At 59.2% G+C, this 17,602-nt stretch carries 16 protein-coding genes and 1 tRNA gene; 2 read left to right on the forward strand and 15 right to left on the reverse strand.

Going from position 1 to position 17,602, the window contains the following annotated elements:
- Positions 1 to 100: 100 nt before the first annotated feature.
- The 11 genes from pheS to SBC1_RS10615 form a co-directional block, all read right to left on the reverse strand.
- Complete coding sequence (gene pheS, locus SBC1_RS10565) at positions 101 to 1,114, reverse strand: phenylalanine--tRNA ligase subunit alpha (protein WP_165988819.1); 1,014 nt, start codon at positions 1,112 to 1,114, stop codon at positions 101 to 103.
- A 201-nt stretch (positions 1,115 to 1,315) separates the two neighbouring features.
- Positions 1,316 to 1,675 carry a 50S ribosomal protein L20 gene (gene rplT / locus SBC1_RS10570; protein ID WP_007585475.1) on the reverse strand — a complete coding sequence of 120 codons (360 nt, stop codon included), beginning with the start codon at positions 1,673 to 1,675 and terminating at the stop codon, positions 1,316 to 1,318.
- A gap of 29 nt (positions 1,676 to 1,704) precedes the next feature.
- Positions 1,705 to 1,902, reverse strand: coding sequence for a 50S ribosomal protein L35 (gene rpmI, locus SBC1_RS10575; RefSeq protein WP_165091903.1), 198 nt, complete (start codon positions 1,900 to 1,902; stop codon positions 1,705 to 1,707).
- A 223-nt stretch (positions 1,903 to 2,125) separates the two neighbouring features.
- On the reverse strand, positions 2,126 to 2,650 hold the full coding sequence (gene infC, locus SBC1_RS10580; protein ID WP_075643994.1) for a translation initiation factor IF-3: 525 nt from the start codon (positions 2,648 to 2,650) through the stop codon (positions 2,126 to 2,128).
- A gap of 50 nt (positions 2,651 to 2,700) precedes the next feature.
- Positions 2,701 to 4,608, reverse strand: coding sequence for a threonine--tRNA ligase (gene thrS / locus SBC1_RS10585; protein ID WP_165091906.1), 1,908 nt, complete (start codon positions 4,606 to 4,608; stop codon positions 2,701 to 2,703).
- Positions 4,609 to 4,888: 280 nt separating this feature from the next.
- Positions 4,889 to 4,965, reverse strand: a tRNA-Val gene (locus tag SBC1_RS10590).
- A 186-nt stretch (positions 4,966 to 5,151) separates the two neighbouring features.
- Entirely contained in the window at positions 5,152 to 7,386 is a 2,235-nt protein-coding gene (locus SBC1_RS10595) for a bifunctional (p)ppGpp synthetase/guanosine-3',5'-bis(diphosphate) 3'-pyrophosphohydrolase (RefSeq protein WP_165091909.1), read from the reverse strand.
- A gap of 33 nt (positions 7,387 to 7,419) precedes the next feature.
- Entirely contained in the window at positions 7,420 to 7,773 is a 354-nt protein-coding gene (locus tag SBC1_RS10600; protein WP_165091912.1) for a RidA family protein, read from the reverse strand.
- A gap of 48 nt (positions 7,774 to 7,821) precedes the next feature.
- On the reverse strand, positions 7,822 to 8,739 hold the full coding sequence (locus SBC1_RS10605) for an alpha/beta fold hydrolase (RefSeq protein ID WP_165091914.1): 918 nt from the start codon (positions 8,737 to 8,739) through the stop codon (positions 7,822 to 7,824).
- Positions 8,740 to 9,018: 279 nt separating this feature from the next.
- Entirely contained in the window at positions 9,019 to 9,660 is a 642-nt protein-coding gene (locus SBC1_RS10610) for a CoA transferase subunit B (protein WP_165091916.1), read from the reverse strand.
- A 2-nt stretch (positions 9,661 to 9,662) separates the two neighbouring features.
- Positions 9,663 to 10,367 carry a CoA transferase subunit A gene (locus SBC1_RS10615; protein ID WP_097263986.1) on the reverse strand — a complete coding sequence of 235 codons (705 nt, stop codon included), beginning with the start codon at positions 10,365 to 10,367 and terminating at the stop codon, positions 9,663 to 9,665.
- A 208-nt stretch (positions 10,368 to 10,575) separates the two neighbouring features.
- Here SBC1_RS10615 and SBC1_RS10620 point away from each other — a divergent pair, with 208 nt between their 5' ends.
- Entirely contained in the window at positions 10,576 to 11,121 is a 546-nt protein-coding gene (locus SBC1_RS10620; protein WP_165091921.1) for a LuxR C-terminal-related transcriptional regulator, read from the forward strand.
- On the opposite strand, the gene SBC1_RS10625 is transcribed toward SBC1_RS10620, so the two are convergent.
- Together SBC1_RS10625 and SBC1_RS10630 are read right to left on the reverse strand one after the other, a co-directional pair.
- The gene (locus tag SBC1_RS10625) at positions 11,118 to 11,597 is read right to left on the reverse strand and encodes a thioesterase family protein (protein WP_165091923.1); all 480 of its coding nucleotides are present in this window, start codon (positions 11,595 to 11,597) and stop codon (positions 11,118 to 11,120) included. The genes SBC1_RS10620 and SBC1_RS10625 overlap by 4 nt on opposite strands.
- Positions 11,594 to 12,367 carry an SDR family oxidoreductase gene (locus tag SBC1_RS10630; protein WP_165091925.1) on the reverse strand — a complete coding sequence of 258 codons (774 nt, stop codon included), beginning with the start codon at positions 12,365 to 12,367 and terminating at the stop codon, positions 11,594 to 11,596. The genes SBC1_RS10625 and SBC1_RS10630 overlap by 4 nt, the downstream gene beginning before the upstream one ends.
- Positions 12,368 to 12,581: 214 nt before the next feature.
- Between SBC1_RS10630 and SBC1_RS10635 the strand changes: the two genes are divergently transcribed.
- The gene (locus SBC1_RS10635; RefSeq protein WP_165091928.1) at positions 12,582 to 14,255 is read left to right on the forward strand and encodes an electron transfer flavoprotein-ubiquinone oxidoreductase; all 1,674 of its coding nucleotides are present in this window, start codon (positions 12,582 to 12,584) and stop codon (positions 14,253 to 14,255) included.
- Between the two features lie 63 nt (positions 14,256 to 14,318).
- On the opposite strand, the gene aroC is transcribed toward SBC1_RS10635, so the two are convergent.
- Positions 14,319 to 15,422, reverse strand: coding sequence for a chorismate synthase (gene aroC, locus SBC1_RS10640; RefSeq protein WP_165091930.1), 1,104 nt, complete (start codon positions 15,420 to 15,422; stop codon positions 14,319 to 14,321).
- A 149-nt stretch (positions 15,423 to 15,571) separates the two neighbouring features.
- Positions 15,572 to 17,506, reverse strand: a complete 1,935-nt coding sequence (locus tag SBC1_RS10645; protein WP_165091932.1) for an MFS transporter — start codon at positions 17,504 to 17,506, stop codon at positions 15,572 to 15,574.
- Positions 17,507 to 17,602 lie beyond the last annotated feature (96 nt).

The raw sequence follows: 17,602 nt of genomic DNA on the forward strand, positions 1-17,602 counted from the left end.
TGTGTCTAGGTTCGAAATGAGGTTCGACATAAGTCGTGTCTGCGTCCGGACTTTACGTTTCTATGTCCGGACTACGGCAACCGCCCGCGGCAAGATGCGCTCAGGCAAATTGCTCGAGGAAACGCAGATCGTTTTCGAAGAACAGGCGCAGGTCCTGCACGCCATAGCGCAGCATCGTCAGGCGCTCGAGGCCGCTGCCGAATGCAAAGCCGATATACCGTTCCGGGTCGAGTCCCATGTTGCGGATCACGTTCGGATGAACCTGCCCCGAACCCGAGATTTCGAGCCATTTACCAGCGTTCTTGCCGTGCTCGAACATCATGTCGATTTCGGCCGACGGCTCAGTAAACGGAAAATACGACGGGCGGAACCGCACGAGAATGTCGTCACGCTCGAAGAATTTCTTCAGGAAGTCAGAGTACACGCCCTTCAGGTCGGCAAAGCTGATCTTCTCATCGATCCACAAACCCTCGACTTGATTGAACATGGGCGAATGCGTGGCGTCGCTATCCACCCGATACGTCCGGCCCGGCACAATCACCTTGATCGGCGGCTTGTTCATGCGCGCGTAGCGCACCTGCATCGGGCTGGTGTGCGTGCGCAGCAGCAGTTGCCGGCCATCGGCATCCTTGCCGTCGATATAAAACGTGTCCTGCATCGAACGCGCCGGATGATTTTCCGGGCTGTTCAGCGCAGTGAAGTTGTACCAATCGGTTTCGATCTCGGGGCCGTCGGCCACATCGAAACCAATCGTGCTGAAAATCTGTTCCACGCGTTCCCACGTGCGCATTACCGGATGCAGGCTGCCGGCGCCGAGACCGCGACCGGGCAACGTGACATCGATCGATTCGGAAGCCAGCCGCTGATTCAGCAACACGTCCGCCAGCGCCTGACGGCGCGCGTTCAGCGCTGCTTCCACCTGCTGCTTGACCGCATTGATGCGTGCACCTTCGATCTTGCGGGCTTCAGGATCGAGCTTACCCAAGCCTTTCAGCAGATCCGTGAGCACACCGGACTTACCAAGAAAGCGGGCCTTTTCGTTTTCAAGCGTAGCCGCATCGGCGGCGTGTTCGAAGGCATTTCGCGCGTCGGCGACAATCTGGTCCAGATCCATTGATCCCATCATTTCAGCGTCAAAGTTCTTCTGATCGTTTCCGGGCCGATGTTTGCGCGACATAGCCATCTTCGCGCTTCAACCCGGTTTCACCAACAAAAACGGGGCTCGACAAGAGCCCCGTTTTTTGGTTGTTGCGCCGTCCGGTTAGAGACAGCGCTACAACTAACCACGCAGTACCAATCTGGCTAACAAGCTCGATCAGGCTGCAACGGCGGCTTTTACCTGCTTGACGATCGCAGCAAAAGCAGCCTTGTCGAACACAGCCATGTCGGCCAGCACCTTGCGGTCGAGTTCGATCGAAGCCTTCTTCAGGCCGTTGATGAACACGCTGTACGTCATGTCGTGCTGGCGCACCGCCGCGTTGATACGCGTGATCCACAACGCGCGGAACACACGCTTCTTATTGCGGCGATCGCGATAGGCATATTGCCCGGCGCGCATGACCGCTTGCTTGGCGATGCGATAGACGTTATTGCGACGGCCGCGGTAACCCTTGGCCAGTTTGATAATCTTCTTGTGACGGGCCCGTGCGGTAACCCCACGTTTGACTCTAGGCATAGTGCGCTCCTGTGAGTGTCAGTTAAGGGTTAAGCGAACGGCAACATTGCGCGCACAGAGTTCATGTCAGATGCATGAACAGCCGTGGAACCGCGCAGATGGCGTTTTACCTTGGTGGTCTTCTTGGTAAGAATGTGACGCTTGAAGGCTTGACCACGCTTGATGGTACCGCCCGGACGCACCACGAAGCGCTTTGCAGCACTCTTCTTGGTCTTCATCTTCGGCATGAAACTACTCCAGTTTATTTGATGGATATGGGTGTGCGGTCGATCCATTCGATCCTGACCCGCCCTTCGAAACCCACATGCCACTTATGAGCGGCGGACTTTTTACGGCCACCGCTTTTTCATGAACGCCGCCCATTATCCGGCAGCGCCCTGAAACCTGCTCAAACGATGCCGCGCAGACCTTTGAAACTCGCAGGCCGCGCGATCCATCGATCGATTTCAATTACTTCTTTTTCTTCGGCGCCATGACCATGATCATCTGGCGCCCTTCCATTTTCGGCATTTGCTCGACCTGACCGTGCTCTTCGAGGTCGGTCTTCAACCGCTCGAGCACGCGCATGCCGATTTCCTGGTGAGCCATTTCCCGACCGCGAAAACGCAACGTGATTTTCGTCTTGTCGCCATCTTCGAGGAAGCGCGTGAGGTTGCGCAGTTTCACGTTGTAGTCACCGTCGTCGGTGCCCGGCCGGAACTTGACTTCCTTGACCTGAACGATCTTCTGCTTGAGCTTGGCCTCGTGCTGCTTCTTAGCTTCCGAGTACTTGAACTTGCCGTAATCCATCAATCGGCAAACAGGCGGAACAGCCTGCGGCGCGATTTCGACGAGATCCACGTCTTGCTGTTCCGACATGCGGAAAGCATCAGCCAGTTTCACGATTCCGAGCGGCTCATTGTCCACTCCGACCAAGCGCACTTCCGGTGCAGTAATTTCCCCGTTGATGCGATGTGCAGACTTATCAGTAGCGATGTTACGTTTCCTCTAAAAATCTAAAAAAACTAGCCGCGCTGCGGGTGGGCTTACTTGTACGCCTGCACGTCCTGCTGCAGACGCTCAAGGAATGCATCGACCGGCATCACGCCAGCATCGATACCGCCACGAGCACGCACGGCTACGGTTTGCGCCTCACGCTCTTTGTCCCCGACAACCAGCAAATATGGGACCTTCTGCAGCGTGTGCTCTCGTATTTTATAGCTAATCTTCTCGTTGCGCAAATCGCTCTCTACTCTAAGCCCTTGTTTTTGCAACGATTGGGTCAGCTGCAGTGCATATTCAGCCTGACTTTCAGCGATATTCAGGACCACAGCCTGCACCGGCGCGAGCCAGGACGGCATTGCACCAGCATGGTGCTCGATCAGAATTCCGAGAAAACGCTCCATGGAACCGACGATTGCACGGTGCAACATCACCGGGCGCTTGCGGCTGTTGTCTTCCGCCACATACTCCGCGCCCAGGCGCTCCGGCAGCACCATGTCCAGCTGTAACGTGCCGCACTGCCATGAGCGGCCGAGCGCGTCCTTGATGTGGTACTCAATCTTCGGACCGTAGAACGCACCCTCGCCCGGCAATTCTTCCCACGTCAGGCCGCACGCCGTCAGCGCATCGCGAAGTCCTTGTTCCGAACGGTCCCAAGTTTCGTCGTTGCCCGCACGGGCGTCCGGACGCAGCGACAGCTTGATGTCGATGTGATCGAAGCCGAAATCTTTGTATATGCTCATCGCGAGCGTGTTGAACGCAATCGACTCTTCGATGAACTGGTCTTCCGTGCAGAAAATGTGGGCGTCGTCCTGGACGAAACCACGCACGCGCATCAGGCCATGCAGCGCACCTGACGCCTCATTCCGATGACACGAGCCAAATTCCGCGTAACGCAGCGGCAGATCGCGATATGAACGCAAGCCGTGGTTGAACACCTGCACGTGACCAGGACAGTTCATCGGCTTGATTGCGTAATCGCGCTTTTCCGACTCCGTCGTGAACATGTTTTCACGATAGTTCTGCCAGTGACCCGACGCTTCCCACAGCGAGCGGTCCATGATCATCGGCGTCTTGATTTCGAGATAACCGACTTCGTTCAACCGGCGGCGGATGTATTGCTCGACCTGCTGCCAGATTGCCCAGCCCTTCGGGTGCCAGAACACCATGCCCGGCGCCTCTTCCTGCAGATGGAAGAGGTCGAGTTGCTTCGCGAGCTTGCGGTGATCGCGCTTCTCGGCTTCCTCAAGCATGTGCAGATACGCTTCCTGGTCTTCCTTCTTCGTCCAGGCCGTGCCGTAGATTCGCTGCAACTGTTCGTTCTTCGAATCGCCGCGCCAGTAGGCGCCCGCAACCTTCATCAGCTTGAAGACCTTCAGCTTGCCGGTAGACGGCACGTGCGGGCCGCGGCAAAGATCCGTGAAACTGCCGTGCGAATATAGCTTGATGTCGTCGGTTGACGGGATCGATTCAATGATCTCAGCTTTGTACTTTTCGCCGATGCTCTTGAAGTAGTCCACCGCTTCGCCGCGCGTCACCACCCGGCGCGACACCGGCTCGTCCTTCTTCGCGATTTCGGCCATGCGCTTTTCGATCTTCTCGAGATCTTCCGGCGTGAAGGGGCGGCTGTACGCGAAGTCGTAATAGAAGCCGTTCTCAATCACCGGGCCGATGGTCACTTGCGCGTCCGGATACAGATCCTTGACCGCGTAAGCAAGCAAATGGGCCGTGGAGTGGCGAATGATGTCGAGACCGTCAGCGTCCTTTTCAGTGACGATGGCCAGCGACGCGTCGTGATCGATCAGCGTGGACGTATCGACGAGCTCGCCGTCGAGCTTGCCGCCCAGCGCAGCCTTCGCGAGGCCTGCGCCGATCGACGCGGCGACTTCCGCAACCGTCACAGGGTGGTCGTACTGTCGAGATGACCCGTCGGGCAAACGTATCGAAACCATTTCGCTCTCCAAGACGCCGGCAGCCCGACGCCCAAGTTCATTGAACAATGCCTTGCAAACGCCAAGTCGAACGCGCGAAAGCAAAAAAAATGCGGCCCCACATTTTGAGGGGCCGCATTCACTTTTCCTACAACTGCAAAGGCGAAAGTGGTCCTCGACTAGCGTCGCTCCGAAGTAGTTCCGGTCAACGTTCGCGGTGCCATCTTGTTCATTTGCCTTTCGCGCCGAAGCGCTTGCTGCAGTTTTGAAAATCCAGCGTGAACCGGATTTCCACTTTCGTTGGTAGGCTCGATTGGACTCGAACCAACGACCCCCACCATGTCAAGGTGGTGCTCTAACCAGCTGAGCTACGAGCCTGAAGAAGCGAAATTATATGGAGCGTTTTGAATCTTGGCAAGTGTTTTCATGCGATGACGCTGCAGATATTCGTCGATACGTTTAAGAAGCATCAACAATGCGCTTCAAATTCAACGCGTTATCGACGTATCAAGCCAACGCACCAAACGCACGAGCGGGCATGCATTTTTCTTCCTGCGCACCGCCTCAGGCCCGTCGCGACGCGCGCACCACGCCCTGCACTTCACTCAGCAACGAACACGCACGCTGAATTTGCGCGGCACTCGACACCTCAACAGTAAATTGCATGTACGCGACGTTGCGCCGGCTCTGCGTCTTCACGCCGGTCACGTTCATTTTCTCGCGCGCGAAAACTTCGGAGATGTCGCGCAGCAAGCCTTGCCGATCGTTCGATTCCACGGCGAGATCAACCGGATACACCGACGATCCGCGCCCGCTCATTACGTCGGCGGACCACGCTGTTTCAAGCACACGTTCAGGCGAACGCTCCGCCATCCGCTCGAACGTCACGCAGTCGCTACGGTGAATCGACATGCCCTTGCCACGCGTCACGAAGCCCGAGATACGGTCCGGCGGAGCCGGACGGCAACACCGGGCCAGTTGCGTCAGCAACGCGTCCACGCCGACGACGAGCACGCCAGTAGAAGCACCCTGCGCCACGCTTTGCCCGCTGCTGCGCTTCTCGAACTGCGCTGGCGCTTCGGGCGCGGGTTCCGGTGGCGGCGTGTCGTGCAGCGCCTGCTCGATGTTGCGCAGGCTGAACTCTTCCTTGGCGACGACCGCGTACAGATCTTCAGGCGTCTTGAAACCTAGCTTCGATGCCAGCTGATCGAGGTTGACGGACGTCTTGCCCTCACGCTGCAGCGTCTTTTCAACGATTGCGCGCCCGTTCGCGATGTTTTCCTCGGAGTCGACCGCGTTGAACCACGCGCGCACCTTTTGCCGAGCCCGCGAGCTATGCAAATAGCCAAGCAACGGATTGAGCCAGTCGCGCGACGGCCCGCCCTCCTTCACCGCCACGATCTCGACCGTCTGGCCGTTCTGCAGCGGCGTGTTGAGCGGCACCATGGCCCCGTCGACGCGAGCGCCACGGCAGCGATGCCCAAGCTCGCTGTGCAAGTGATACGCGAAGTCGACGGCGGTCGAGCCTTGCGGCATGGCGATCACGCGTGCCTGCGGCGTGAGCACGTAGATGTGGTCGTCGTCGAGCGTGGCCTCGCGCAAATGCTGCCAAGGCTGCGCACCGGGTTGATCGCCCTCGGATACGTCTTCTTTCCACGCCAGCAGTTGGCGCAACCACGCAATCTTTTCGTCGTATTTGTCGCTGGCCGTCACTTGGCCGCCGTACGCGCGCGTACCGGCTTCCTTGTAGCGCCAGTGGGCTGCTACGCCGTATTCGGCGAAGCCGTGCATTTCCTGCGTGCGGATCTGGACTTCAAATGCTCGCCCGTCGTCGCCTACCACGACGGTATGCAGCGACCGGTACCCGTTCGCTTTTGGCCGTGAAATGTAGTCGTCGAACTCCCGCGGCACCGGCTGCCACAGGTTGTGAACGATACCGAGCACGGTGTAGCAATCCTTGATGTCGTCGACAATCACGCGAAACGCCCGCACGTCATTCAGCTCGGAAAAATCCAGTTCCTTGCCGCGCATCTTTTTCCAGATGCTGTAGATGTGCTTCGGCCGGCCGCTCACTTCCGCCCGGATATTCGCGGTGGCCAGTTCCTTCTGCAAGCGTGCGATAGCTTCAGTCACATACGCTTCGCGCTCGACACGCTTTTCGTCGAGCAACTTGGCGATGCGCTTGTAGGTGGGCGGTTCCTCGAAGCGAAACGCGAGGTCCTCCAGTTCCCACTTCAATTGCCAGATGCCCAGCCGGTTCGCGAGCGGCGCGTAGATCTCGAGTGTTTCACGCGGCACGTCGGGCGAAGGCTCGAGCTTGTTCGCCGCGTAGTAACGCAATGACTGCAGTCGCGACGCCAGCCGGATCAACACCACGCGGATGTCCTGCGCGAACGCGAGCAGCATCTTGCGTAGCGCTTCGACCTGGGCACGGCGCGCCGCTTGCGCGTCACGGCCCGTTTCCGGCAACTTTGCCTGCGTGGCCCGTGAACTGACCGAACCCAGCCGCCACAGCTTGCGGACGTCTGCGACGAGGCCTTGCACTTCCATGCCGAAACGCTCGCTGATAACACGCTCGGGGTCGTCGATATGCGGCGCAATTGCAAACAGCGCCGCCGCCACGATAGCCGCGGGATCAACGTTCAACGTTTGCATGATCCGCGCCGTGCCGGCAGCGTGCTCGACCAGCAATTCCCCGCTGGTCAACCGCGCGTCTCCCGCGTGTTCGCGCACGAACGCGAGCGCGTCGTCGAAGGACGGCTCGGGTATCAGCGCGGGAGAAATGGCGGTATCAGGCATACGGATTAATCTGGTGCTCGAAATATTCCCGGCTTAGCTGCGCGCAGCAGCCACGACCACCACTTCAACGAGGCATGCCGGATTGGCAAGCTTCGATTCCACGGTAGCGCGCGGCGGCGCATTGCCTTCCGGAACCCACATGTCCCACGCTGCGTTCATGGCGGCGAAATTGGCCATGTCGGAGAGATAGATCTGGACCGACAAGAGCTGTGTCTTGTCGCTGCCGGCTTCCGACAGCAAACGGTCGATATGGCCGAGCACTTCGCGGGTCTGGCCCGTGATGTCCTGGTCGGTGTCTTCGGCAATCTGGCCGGCAAGATAAATGGTGCCGTTGTGGATCGCGGCTTCGGAAAGGCGCGCGCCGACGTGGAGACGAGTGACTGCCATGAGTGTTCCTGATAGTGAATAGTCAAAAATACCGTACGAAGCTCAATATTATGCCTCGGACGTTTCAGCATCGAGGAAGAACCGGTAGGCGATCTCGATCTGATCACATGCCAGAAATGCCGGCGCGTGACCCACGCCCGCGATCTCCTTCGCAGTCACGGCCTGCCCGCTAGCGACCATTTTTTCGACGGTCTCCCGCGACAGCAAGTCCGAATGCTCACCCCGAACGACCAGCACCGGATGCTGGATTGCCGCGAGCGAACGCCACAGGATCGCCTCGCCGAGCGAGGCTGCATTTGTGTCTGCCGAGGCAAATGGGACCGCGATCTTCGGGTCGTACCTATACCCCCAGCGGCCATCGCGTTCCTGCATCAACGGCGTGTTGATCGCGCGCCATTCATCGGCCGTCAGTGGCCCGAACGACGCAGCAAGCTGCGCCGCGTTGTCGATACCTTCCTGCAGGGTGTTGAAAGTCTCGCCGCGGCCAAGATAAGTACCGATACGCTCAAGCGCCACCGGTTCAATATGCGGCCCGACGTCGTTGAGCAGCATTTTCCGGATGGGCGAATTCGGCAAGCCAGCAAGTCCAAGGCCGATCAGTCCGCCCATGGACGTCCCGAACCAGTCCACCGTTTCCACGTTCAGCCGTGCAATGAGCGCAACCATGTCACATACGTACTGCGGCACCCCGTAATGCTTAGGATCGACCAGCCAGTCCGATAACCCTCGCCCGGCTACGTCCGGACACACCACCCGATACTCGCTAGCGAACGCCTTCGCCACCTCGTCGAAATCCCGGCCGGAGCGCGTCAACCCATGTACGCACACAAGCACGCGCGGGTTCGCCGGATCACCCCATTCGGTATAAGCCATGCGATGCAGCCCCGACGGACTGATGCACTGAACGTGGCGTTGGCGTGGCGTAGGAACAAATGAAGGCGCAGCTTCGACGATAGATACGGACATAAATTTTTCCTCGGTGCGATGGCGCTGCGGCGTACAAGCAACTCAACTGAAATTGATTGTAAACGCTTTGCCGGCTACGCTTTGGCACCGCGCCGCAACGTTAGCCGAACGGTCTGAACAAAGACACTATATGCGGTCTCAAAACACCAACCGCAAGCCCTTCACAACCCGCCCTGCCTCTCGCGAGCGCCGCCAGCCAAAAATAAAAAACCGCTCCGACTCACGTCAGAACGGTTCGTTTCTGCCGGAAAACAAACCGGCGCCGATGCAGAAAAATCCTTATTTCACGCCACTCACATCCAACGGCGCACCGGTTTTCTGCTGGATCTCTTCCACGCTGACGCCCGGCGCCAATTCGACGAGTTTCAGTCCTGCGTCGGTTACATCGATCACGCCAAGATCCGTAATGATCCGGTCGACCACGCCCACGCCGGTCAGCGGCAACGTGCACGCGTCGAGAATCTTATGCTGGTCGCCCTTCGCCACGTGCTCCATCAACACGATCACGCGCTTCACGCCCGCGACCAGGTCCATAGCGCCGCCCATGCCCTTGATCATCTTGCCGGGGATCATCCAGTTCGCCAGGTCACCCGTCTTGCTGATCTGCATGGCGCCGAGGATAGCCAGGTTCACGTGACCGCCGCGAATCATCGCGAACGAATCCGCCGACGAAAATATCGACGATCCTGGCAGCGTGGTCACCGTCTGCTTGCCGGCATTGATCAGGTCAGCGTCGACTTCTTCTTCCGTCGGCGACGGCCCGATGCCGAGCAAGCCATTCTCCGATTGCAGCCACACTTCCATGCCTTCCGGCACGAAGTTCGCCACCAGCGTGGGCAAGCCAATGCCCAGATTCACGTAAAAACCGTCCTGCAATTCCTTGCCCGCCCGCGCGGCCATCTGGTTCCGGTCCCATGCCATGATCAGTCTCCTTTCGCGCGCACGACGCGTTGTTCAATGCGTTTTTCCGGATGTGCGTTCAGCACGATGCGCTGCACGAAGATGCCCGGCGTGTGAATGGCGTCGGGGTCGAGTGCGCCCGTTTCCACGATTTCCTCCACTTCGACCACGGTGATCTTGCCAGCCATGGCGCACATCGGGTTGAAGTTGCGAGCCGTGCGACGATAAATTAAATTGCCTGATTTATCGGCTTTCCACGCCTTCACGAGCGCCACGTCAGCGGTGAGCGAATGTTCCAGCACGTAGTGGTTGTCGCCGAATTGACGCGTTTCCTTGCCGTCCGCGATCACCGTGCCATAACCCGTGTTGGTGAAGAATGCCGGAATGCCCGAGCCGCCCGCGCGCAGCTTTTCGGCCAACGTGCCTTGCGGCGTGAATTCAAGCTCGAGTTCGCCGGCCAGATACTGGCGCTCGAACTCCTTGTTTTCGCCGACGTACGACGAGATCATCTTCTTGACCTGACGGGTTTCGAGCAGCAGCCCGAGTCCAAAACCGTCAACGCCCGCGTTGTTGCTGATGCAGGTAATGCCCTGGACGCCCGTATCGCGCAGTGCCGCGATCAGCGCCTCGGGAATGCCGCACAGACCAAAACCGCCCACGGCAAACGTCTGCCCGTCCTTCACGATGCCATCGAGCGCCTCTTTCGCGCTGGGATAGACCTTGTTCATCTGTTTGTCCCTTCCTGATCTGGATGAAATCCGTTTATTTGAGACGTCCACGCGACCGGTTTGCAAGGCGCGAGACGACTTTCTGACGTGGCAAAAGAGTACGACGCCGGATCGATCCGGCACAATACGCAAAAATACATAAGTAATTGCCGTACTGCGCGGCGATGAAATAGTTAAACGCGGGTTAAACCCGACACGTGCGAGCCAAATGCGTCAACTGGATTACCAAACAGCGTTTCATCTTGCGCCAGTCGGACTGGTGTTGTCACGAGACCGGATCATCGAAGACTGCAATGCGCAGCTCTGCGCGATTTTCGGCGTTGCGCAGGAGGCCTTGCTGGGCCAATCGTTCCAGGTGCTGTATCCGTCACCGGTGGAGTTCGAACGGATTGGCGAGCGCATAGCCGCGCTGATGCAGCGCCAGGGCAGTTACGCCGACGACCGCATCATGAAACGCGCGAATGGCGAATTGTTCTGGTGCCACGTGACCGGCCGCTCGCTCGATCTGAGCGCGCCTCACGCCGCCGGTGTCTGGACTTTCGAGGACTTAAGCGCGACGCGGCGGGTTGCCATCGAACTGACGCCGCGTGAACGTGAAATTGCCGCACAGCTTGTCACTGGCAAGACCAGCAAGCAGATCGGCCGCGCGCTGGATATCAGCCCCCGGACCGTGGATATCTATCGTTCGAAACTCATGCGCAAATACGACACGGGGAACGCGACCGAGCTGCTGCAGCGCCTGCTGGGAGACTAGGCGCCGGTTTGGATGCTCACGCCAGCCGTTTCAATGGCATGGCGCAGGAGGTCGGGAATCTGCACCGATTTCGCCGCCGCATAGTCAATCCACACGCATTTCGCCGTGCCCCGGGCATAGAGCGTGGCGGGATCGTCGGCACGATAGAGCTCGAAACGCGTGTCGAAACTACTGCGACCGGGTGGCCCCACGAACATGCTGCCGATTACATCGCCGGGATAGTGGAGCTGCCTCAGGAATTCCATCGACGCATTCACGATTACTGGTCCCTGCCCTTCAACGTTGGCACCCGAAATGGCCAGTTGCCGGAACCACGAGATACGCACTTCCTCCATGAAACGGAAGTACACCGTGTTGTTCACATGGCCGAATGCGTCCATGTCGCCCCATCGCAGCGGCATGGACAGATCAATGACGCGATGAAAACCACTGGGTGCCAGCGTCGTCGGGCTCGCCTGATCGAGAACCTGGCTCATAGGGCAAACCCGTCGTCGGCCGCAATCACCGAGCCGTTGATGAACTGCGATTCGTCGGCGGCAAGCAGCAGCAGCAAGCCATCCAGGTCTTCAGGAGTACCCACCCGGCGACGCGGCAGCATGGCCAGCAGTTTTTGACCCGCCTCGCTTTTCCAGTGATGGTGATTGAGTTCGGTATCGATATAACCCGGGCAAATGGCGTTCACATTGATGCCGTGACGGCCCCATTCCTGCGCCATCGCCTTTGTCATATGAATGACGGCGGCCTTGCTCATGGAGTAAATGCCGATTTGTGGCAACGTCTTGAGCCCCGCCATGGACGCAATGTTGATGATCCGGTAACCCGGCTTGACCGTGCCGTTGCCGCGCATGATCATCCGTTTGGCCACTTCCTGCGCGACAAAAAACGCGCCGCGCGTGTTGGTATCGAACACAAAGTCGAAGTCCGACGGCGTCACGTCAGTCAGCTTTTGCTGGGTGGACACCCCCGAATTGTTCACGAGAATGTCGATCGTGCCAGCCTCCGTCTCCGCGTGAGCGACGGCCGACTTGATGCTTTGGATATCAGTGACGTCGAGCGACACGACATGCGCCGCGCCGCCGGAAGCCTCAATCTCGGCGCGCAGTTCTTTCAGGCGCTCGGTGCGTCGGCTCGCGAGCACGACCCGCGCGCCCGCCTGCGACAGCACTTGCGCAAAGCGCTTGCCAAGTCCGCTGGAGGCGCCGGTGATCAGCGCGCATTTGCCTTCCAGGTTGATCGAACGGCCCATTGTTTTTCCTTGGTTGAAAGCGATTGAGATGCCCGGGATCGAACGGACTTGTTGCCGTTCGCGCCGAATCAGCGTCGAATCGAGACAGCCGATATGCTATCGTGAAATAATACGGTCGTGCTAATTACAGGAAGGTCGGTTGCACCCTGCGAAGGGTTCCCTGACAATACGCGATCCCCGAAAAAAGCATTCTAACGTTAGACAGGAGCATTGGATGACCCCGGCGAGTCTCATCGAGCAGTACGGTCCCCGTGAATCCATGGAGTACGACGTCGTAATCGTGGGCGGCGGTCCAGCGGGACTATCGGCGGCAATCCGCCTGAAGCAGCTCGCGCAGGAAAAGGGCGTTGAACTGGGCGTCTGCGTGCTGGAGAAAGGCTCCGAGATCGGTGCGCACATCCTCTCGGGCGCCGTGATGGACCCGCGCGGCTTGAGCGAATTGCTCCCCGACTGGAAGACCCAGGGCGCGCCGCTCGATGTGGAAGTCACCGAGGATCGCTTCCTGTTTTTGTCGAAGGACAGTGCCAAGCAAGTACCCAACTGGCTGCTTCCCGACAACTTCAAGAACCACGGCAACTATGTCGTGAGCTTGGCGAACGTCACGCGCTGGCTGGGGCAACAGGCTGAAGCGCTGGGCGTCGAGATCTTCCCGGGCTTTCCAGCGGCTGAAGTGCTTTACACAGAAGACGGCGCTGTGCGCGGCGTGGCGACGGGCAACATGGGCGTGGGCAAGGACGGCGAGCCGACCGGCAACTTCCAGCTCGGCATGGAACTGCACGCGAAGTACACGCTGTTCTGCGAAGGCGCACGGGGCAACCTGGGCCGCCAGCTCATGGATAAATTCAAGCTCAACCGAGACGCCGACCCGCAAGTCTACGGCCTCGGCATCAAGGAGCTGTGGCAGATCGATCCGTCGAAACACAAGCCGGGACTGGTGATTCACACGGCCGGCTGGCCGCTGGAAACCGATACCTACGGCGGCTCGTTCCTCTATCACATGGACGATAACCAGGTGATGGTCGGCTTTGTCGTCGGGCTGGGGTATTCGAATCCGTATCTCTCGCCGTTCGAGGAATTCCAGCGTTACAAGACACATCCGGCTATCCGCACATTCCTCGAAGGCGGCAAGCGCATTTCGTACGGCGCACGGGCGATTACGGCCGGTGGCCTGATGTCGCTGCCGAAGCTGGTGTTCCCGGGCGGAGCGCTGGCCGGCGACGACGCCGGGTTCCTGAATGCATCGCGGATCAAGGGCAGTCATGCCGCGATCAAGTCCGGCAAGATGGCCGCCGAGGCCGCGTTCGACGCCGTGCAAGCCGGGCGTCAAGCCGATGAACTGAGCGCGTACCCCGAAGCGTTTGATAGCTCGTGGCTCAAGACCGAGCTATATCGTGCGCGCAATTTCAAGCAGTGGATGAGCAAGGGCTTGTACCTGGGTACGTTCATGGTCGGGCTCGAGCAAAAGCTCCTGGGCGGCAATGTTCCGTGGACGCTGCATCATCAACACGCCGATAACGAAACGCTTAAACCCGCGTCGCAATGCAAGCCGATTGTGTATCCGAAGCCGGATGGCAAGCTGACGTTCGACCGGCTGGCGTCGGTGTTCATATCGAATACGAATCACGAGGAAAACCAGCCGGCGCATTTGACGCTGAAGGATGCGTCAGTGCCGGTGGATGTGAATTTAAGAACCTATGCCGGACCCGAAGGACGATATTGCCCGGCGCAAGTGTATGAGTTCGTGAAGAACGACGATGGCAGCGAGCGCCTGCAGATCAACGCGCAGAACTGCGTGCACTGCAAGACTTGCGATATTAAAGACCCGACGCAGAATATTGTGTGGGTACCGCCGGAAGGCGGCGGTGGGCCGAATTATCCGAACATGTGATCGTTCGGATTTGAGGCTTTAAGAAAATAGCGCCGGTTCTTTATGTTCAGAACCGGCGCTATTTTATTTGGGGATATGCGCAGCAATATGAGGCGTAGTTGTCACCACGTCGCCATTCTGCGCACGATGCCGCAACGCGTGATCGATCAGCACGAGCGCGAGCAGCGCTTCGGCGATCGGCGTCGCCCGGATACCCACGCACGGATCATGGCGGCCGAAGGTTTCCACCGTCGCGGAATGACCGGCTTTATCGATGGACTCACGTGGCGTGCGAATGCTCGACGTCGGTTTGATCGCGATGGATACAGTAATGTCCTGGCCGCTCGATATACCGCCCAACACGCCGCCAGCGTTGTTCGCGGCAAACCCTGCAGGCGTCATTTCGTCGCCATGAACCGAGCCTCGTTGCGCCACGCTGGCGAAACCCGCGCCAATTTCAACGCCTTTCACCGCATTGATGCCCATCATCGCCTTCGCGATATCGGCGTCGAGGCGGTCATAAAGAGGCTCACCCAGGCCGGCCGGCACACCCGTCGCCATTACGCCAATGCGCGCGCCGATCGAATCGCCGTCCTTACGCAGCGCGTCCATGTATTCCTCGAGGCGCGGCACGATTTCCTCATTCGGCGCGAAAAACGGGTTTTCGCGCACATGTTCCCACGCAACGAACGGAATCGCGATCTCGCCAAGCGCGCTCATGAACCCGCGCGTTTCGATGCCCATGCGCTCACGCAGCCATTTCTTCGCTACCGCGCCGGCCGCGACGGTCGGCGCCGTCAGCCGCGCTGATGACCGTCCGCCCCCGCGATAGTCGCGAATGCCGTACTTCTGCCAGTAGGTGTAATCGGCGTGCCCGGGACGGAACGTCTCGACGATATTGCCGTAATCCTTGCTGCGCTGATCCGTATTCCGGATCAGCAACGCGATAGGCGTACCGGTCGTTTTACCTTCGAACACACCCGACAGGATCTCGACCTGATCGGCTTCCTGACGCTGCGTCACATGCCGCGAGGTGCCCGGTTTGCGTCGATCCAGTTCGATCTGGATATCGGCTTCGGATAGTTCCATACCCGGCGGACAGCCGTCGATCACGCAGCCGATCGCGGGACCGTGCGACTCGCCGAAGTTCGTGACGGTGAAAAGCGTGCCGAGTGTATTGCCGGACATGAGCGTCGTCCTGAAAAAAGCGAAAGAGCCAATATTATGCCAGCCGACGGGTGATGCGCCCACGCTCGAAACCCGTTGTGCGAAGGCCTTTCGTTGGCAAAAGCGCCGCTTGAGAAAGGCTCCGGGCTACGCGAGCGCTCCTTGTGCGCCTACTTGCGGGCGCCTCGCAGCGTCGCGACCACCTCTTGCAAGTGTTCAGGCGTGGCATCGGCTGGGTCAATTGGCTCACCTACCGCGAGCGTCAGGCGGCTCATTACGCCGCGATGAATCGGACGCGGCCAGCGGTTGTCGTCGTGACGCGAAAAAACGCTGCCCCACAAGCCGCGTAAAGCAATGGGCACAACAGGGGCCGAATGGCGCTTCAGAATCTCGCTGATGCCATGGCGGAACGGGTTGATATCGCCGGTCCGGGTGAGCTTACCTTCCGGGAAGATGCACACCAGATCGCCGTCCGCGAGCGCGCGGCCGCAGGCGTCGTAGGCCTTTTCCAGCAGTTTTGCATCCTCGTGAGCAGGCGCGATCGGAATGGCCTTGACGTGCCGGAACAGCCAGCCGACCAGCGGCGAGCGGAAAATCCGGTGATCCATCACAAAGCGAATCGGCCGCGGACTTTCCGACATGATCACGATGGCATCGACGAAACTCACGTGATTGCACACCAGCACGGCGGCCCCGTGCTCGGGAATGCGCTCGGCGTTCACGAGCCTGATCCGGTAGAACGTATGCACGAGAATCCACGCGAGAAAACGCAGCAGGAACTCGGGCACAAGCGAATAGATATAAGCTGCCACCACGATATTCAGCAACGCCGTGGTGAGAAACAGCCCGGGAATGCCGACGCCCGCCGACGTCAGGCCGACCGCCATCAACGCCGAAACAATCATGAAAAACGAGTTAAGGATGTTGTTCGCGGCGATGATGCGCGCGCGATGCGTCGGCTGGCTGCGCGACTGGATCAGCGCGTAAAGCGGCACGCTGTAGAAGCCGCCGAACATGGCGAGCAGGAACAGATCGGCCAGGATGCGCCAGTGCACGCCCAGTTGAAGAAATTCGCCGACGCCCATCAGATGGCCGGCCGGCGCGATGCCATGGCTGGCAAAAAACAGATCGATGGCAAAAATGCTGATGCCGATCGACCCGAGCGGCACAAGTCCGATCTCGACACGGCGTTTCGAGAGCTTTTCACACATCAGCGAACCCATGCCGATACCAATCGAAAACGTGCCGAGCAGCACGGTCACCACATCGGGGTTAGCCGACAGGACGTCCTTCGCGAAGTTGAAGAACGACGTGAGAAACGTCGCACCGACGAACCACAGCCACGAGATCCCGAGCAGGCTCAGGAATACGGTGCGGTCCTGGCGCGCGAGCGCGAGGTTGCGCCACGTCTCACTGAACGGGTTCCAGTTGATCTTGAGATCGGGCTGCAGCGCCGCCGTTTTCGGCACGAAGCCCGAAGCAACGCGGCCAATCAGCGCAACCGTCACGCAACACGCCGCGAGCAACATGGCGCCGTGCTCGGTCAACCCGGCCGCCGCCCCGCCGATGATCGTCCCGATCAGGATGGCCACGAACGTCCCCATTTCGACCAGGCCATTGCCGCCAACCAGTTCCGACGGCTGGAGATGCTGCGGCAAATACGCGTATTTCACCGGTCCGAACACGGTCGAATGGACACCCATAAGGAACGTGCAGACGTAAAGCAGCGGCGCGCTGTGCAACATGAAACCCGCGCCGCCGATCAACATCACCACTATTTCGAACGTCTTCACGAAGCGCGTGAGCGTGGCCTTATCGTATTTATCGGCGACCTGGCCTGATGTCGCGGAAAAAAGCACGAAAGGGATGATGAAAATGGCGGAGATCAGGAAAGCGGCGGTTTTCGGATCGACACCCGAAAAGCGAGCGGCCTGAAACGTGACCAGCGACGTAAAACCGACCTTGAAGACGTTGTCGTTGAGCGCGCCGAGAAATTGCGTCCAGAAGAACGGCGCGAAACGACGTTCGCGCAACAGGCGGAACTGACCGTCGCCATGTTGGGCGCCGGCCTTTTTCGCGCGAGGTGATGCGGATGTTTCGCTCATGGATTATTGGATTTGGTAGCTGAGAGAGAGTTGGTCTGTTGAGCTTGGCGTTGACAGGCGAAAAGGCAAAAAAGGCGAAACCGCGTTGGCTGGACC

The sequence above is a fragment of the Caballeronia sp. SBC1 genome (genome assembly GCF_011493005.1).
GTDB lineage: Bacteria > Pseudomonadota > Gammaproteobacteria > Burkholderiales > Burkholderiaceae > Caballeronia.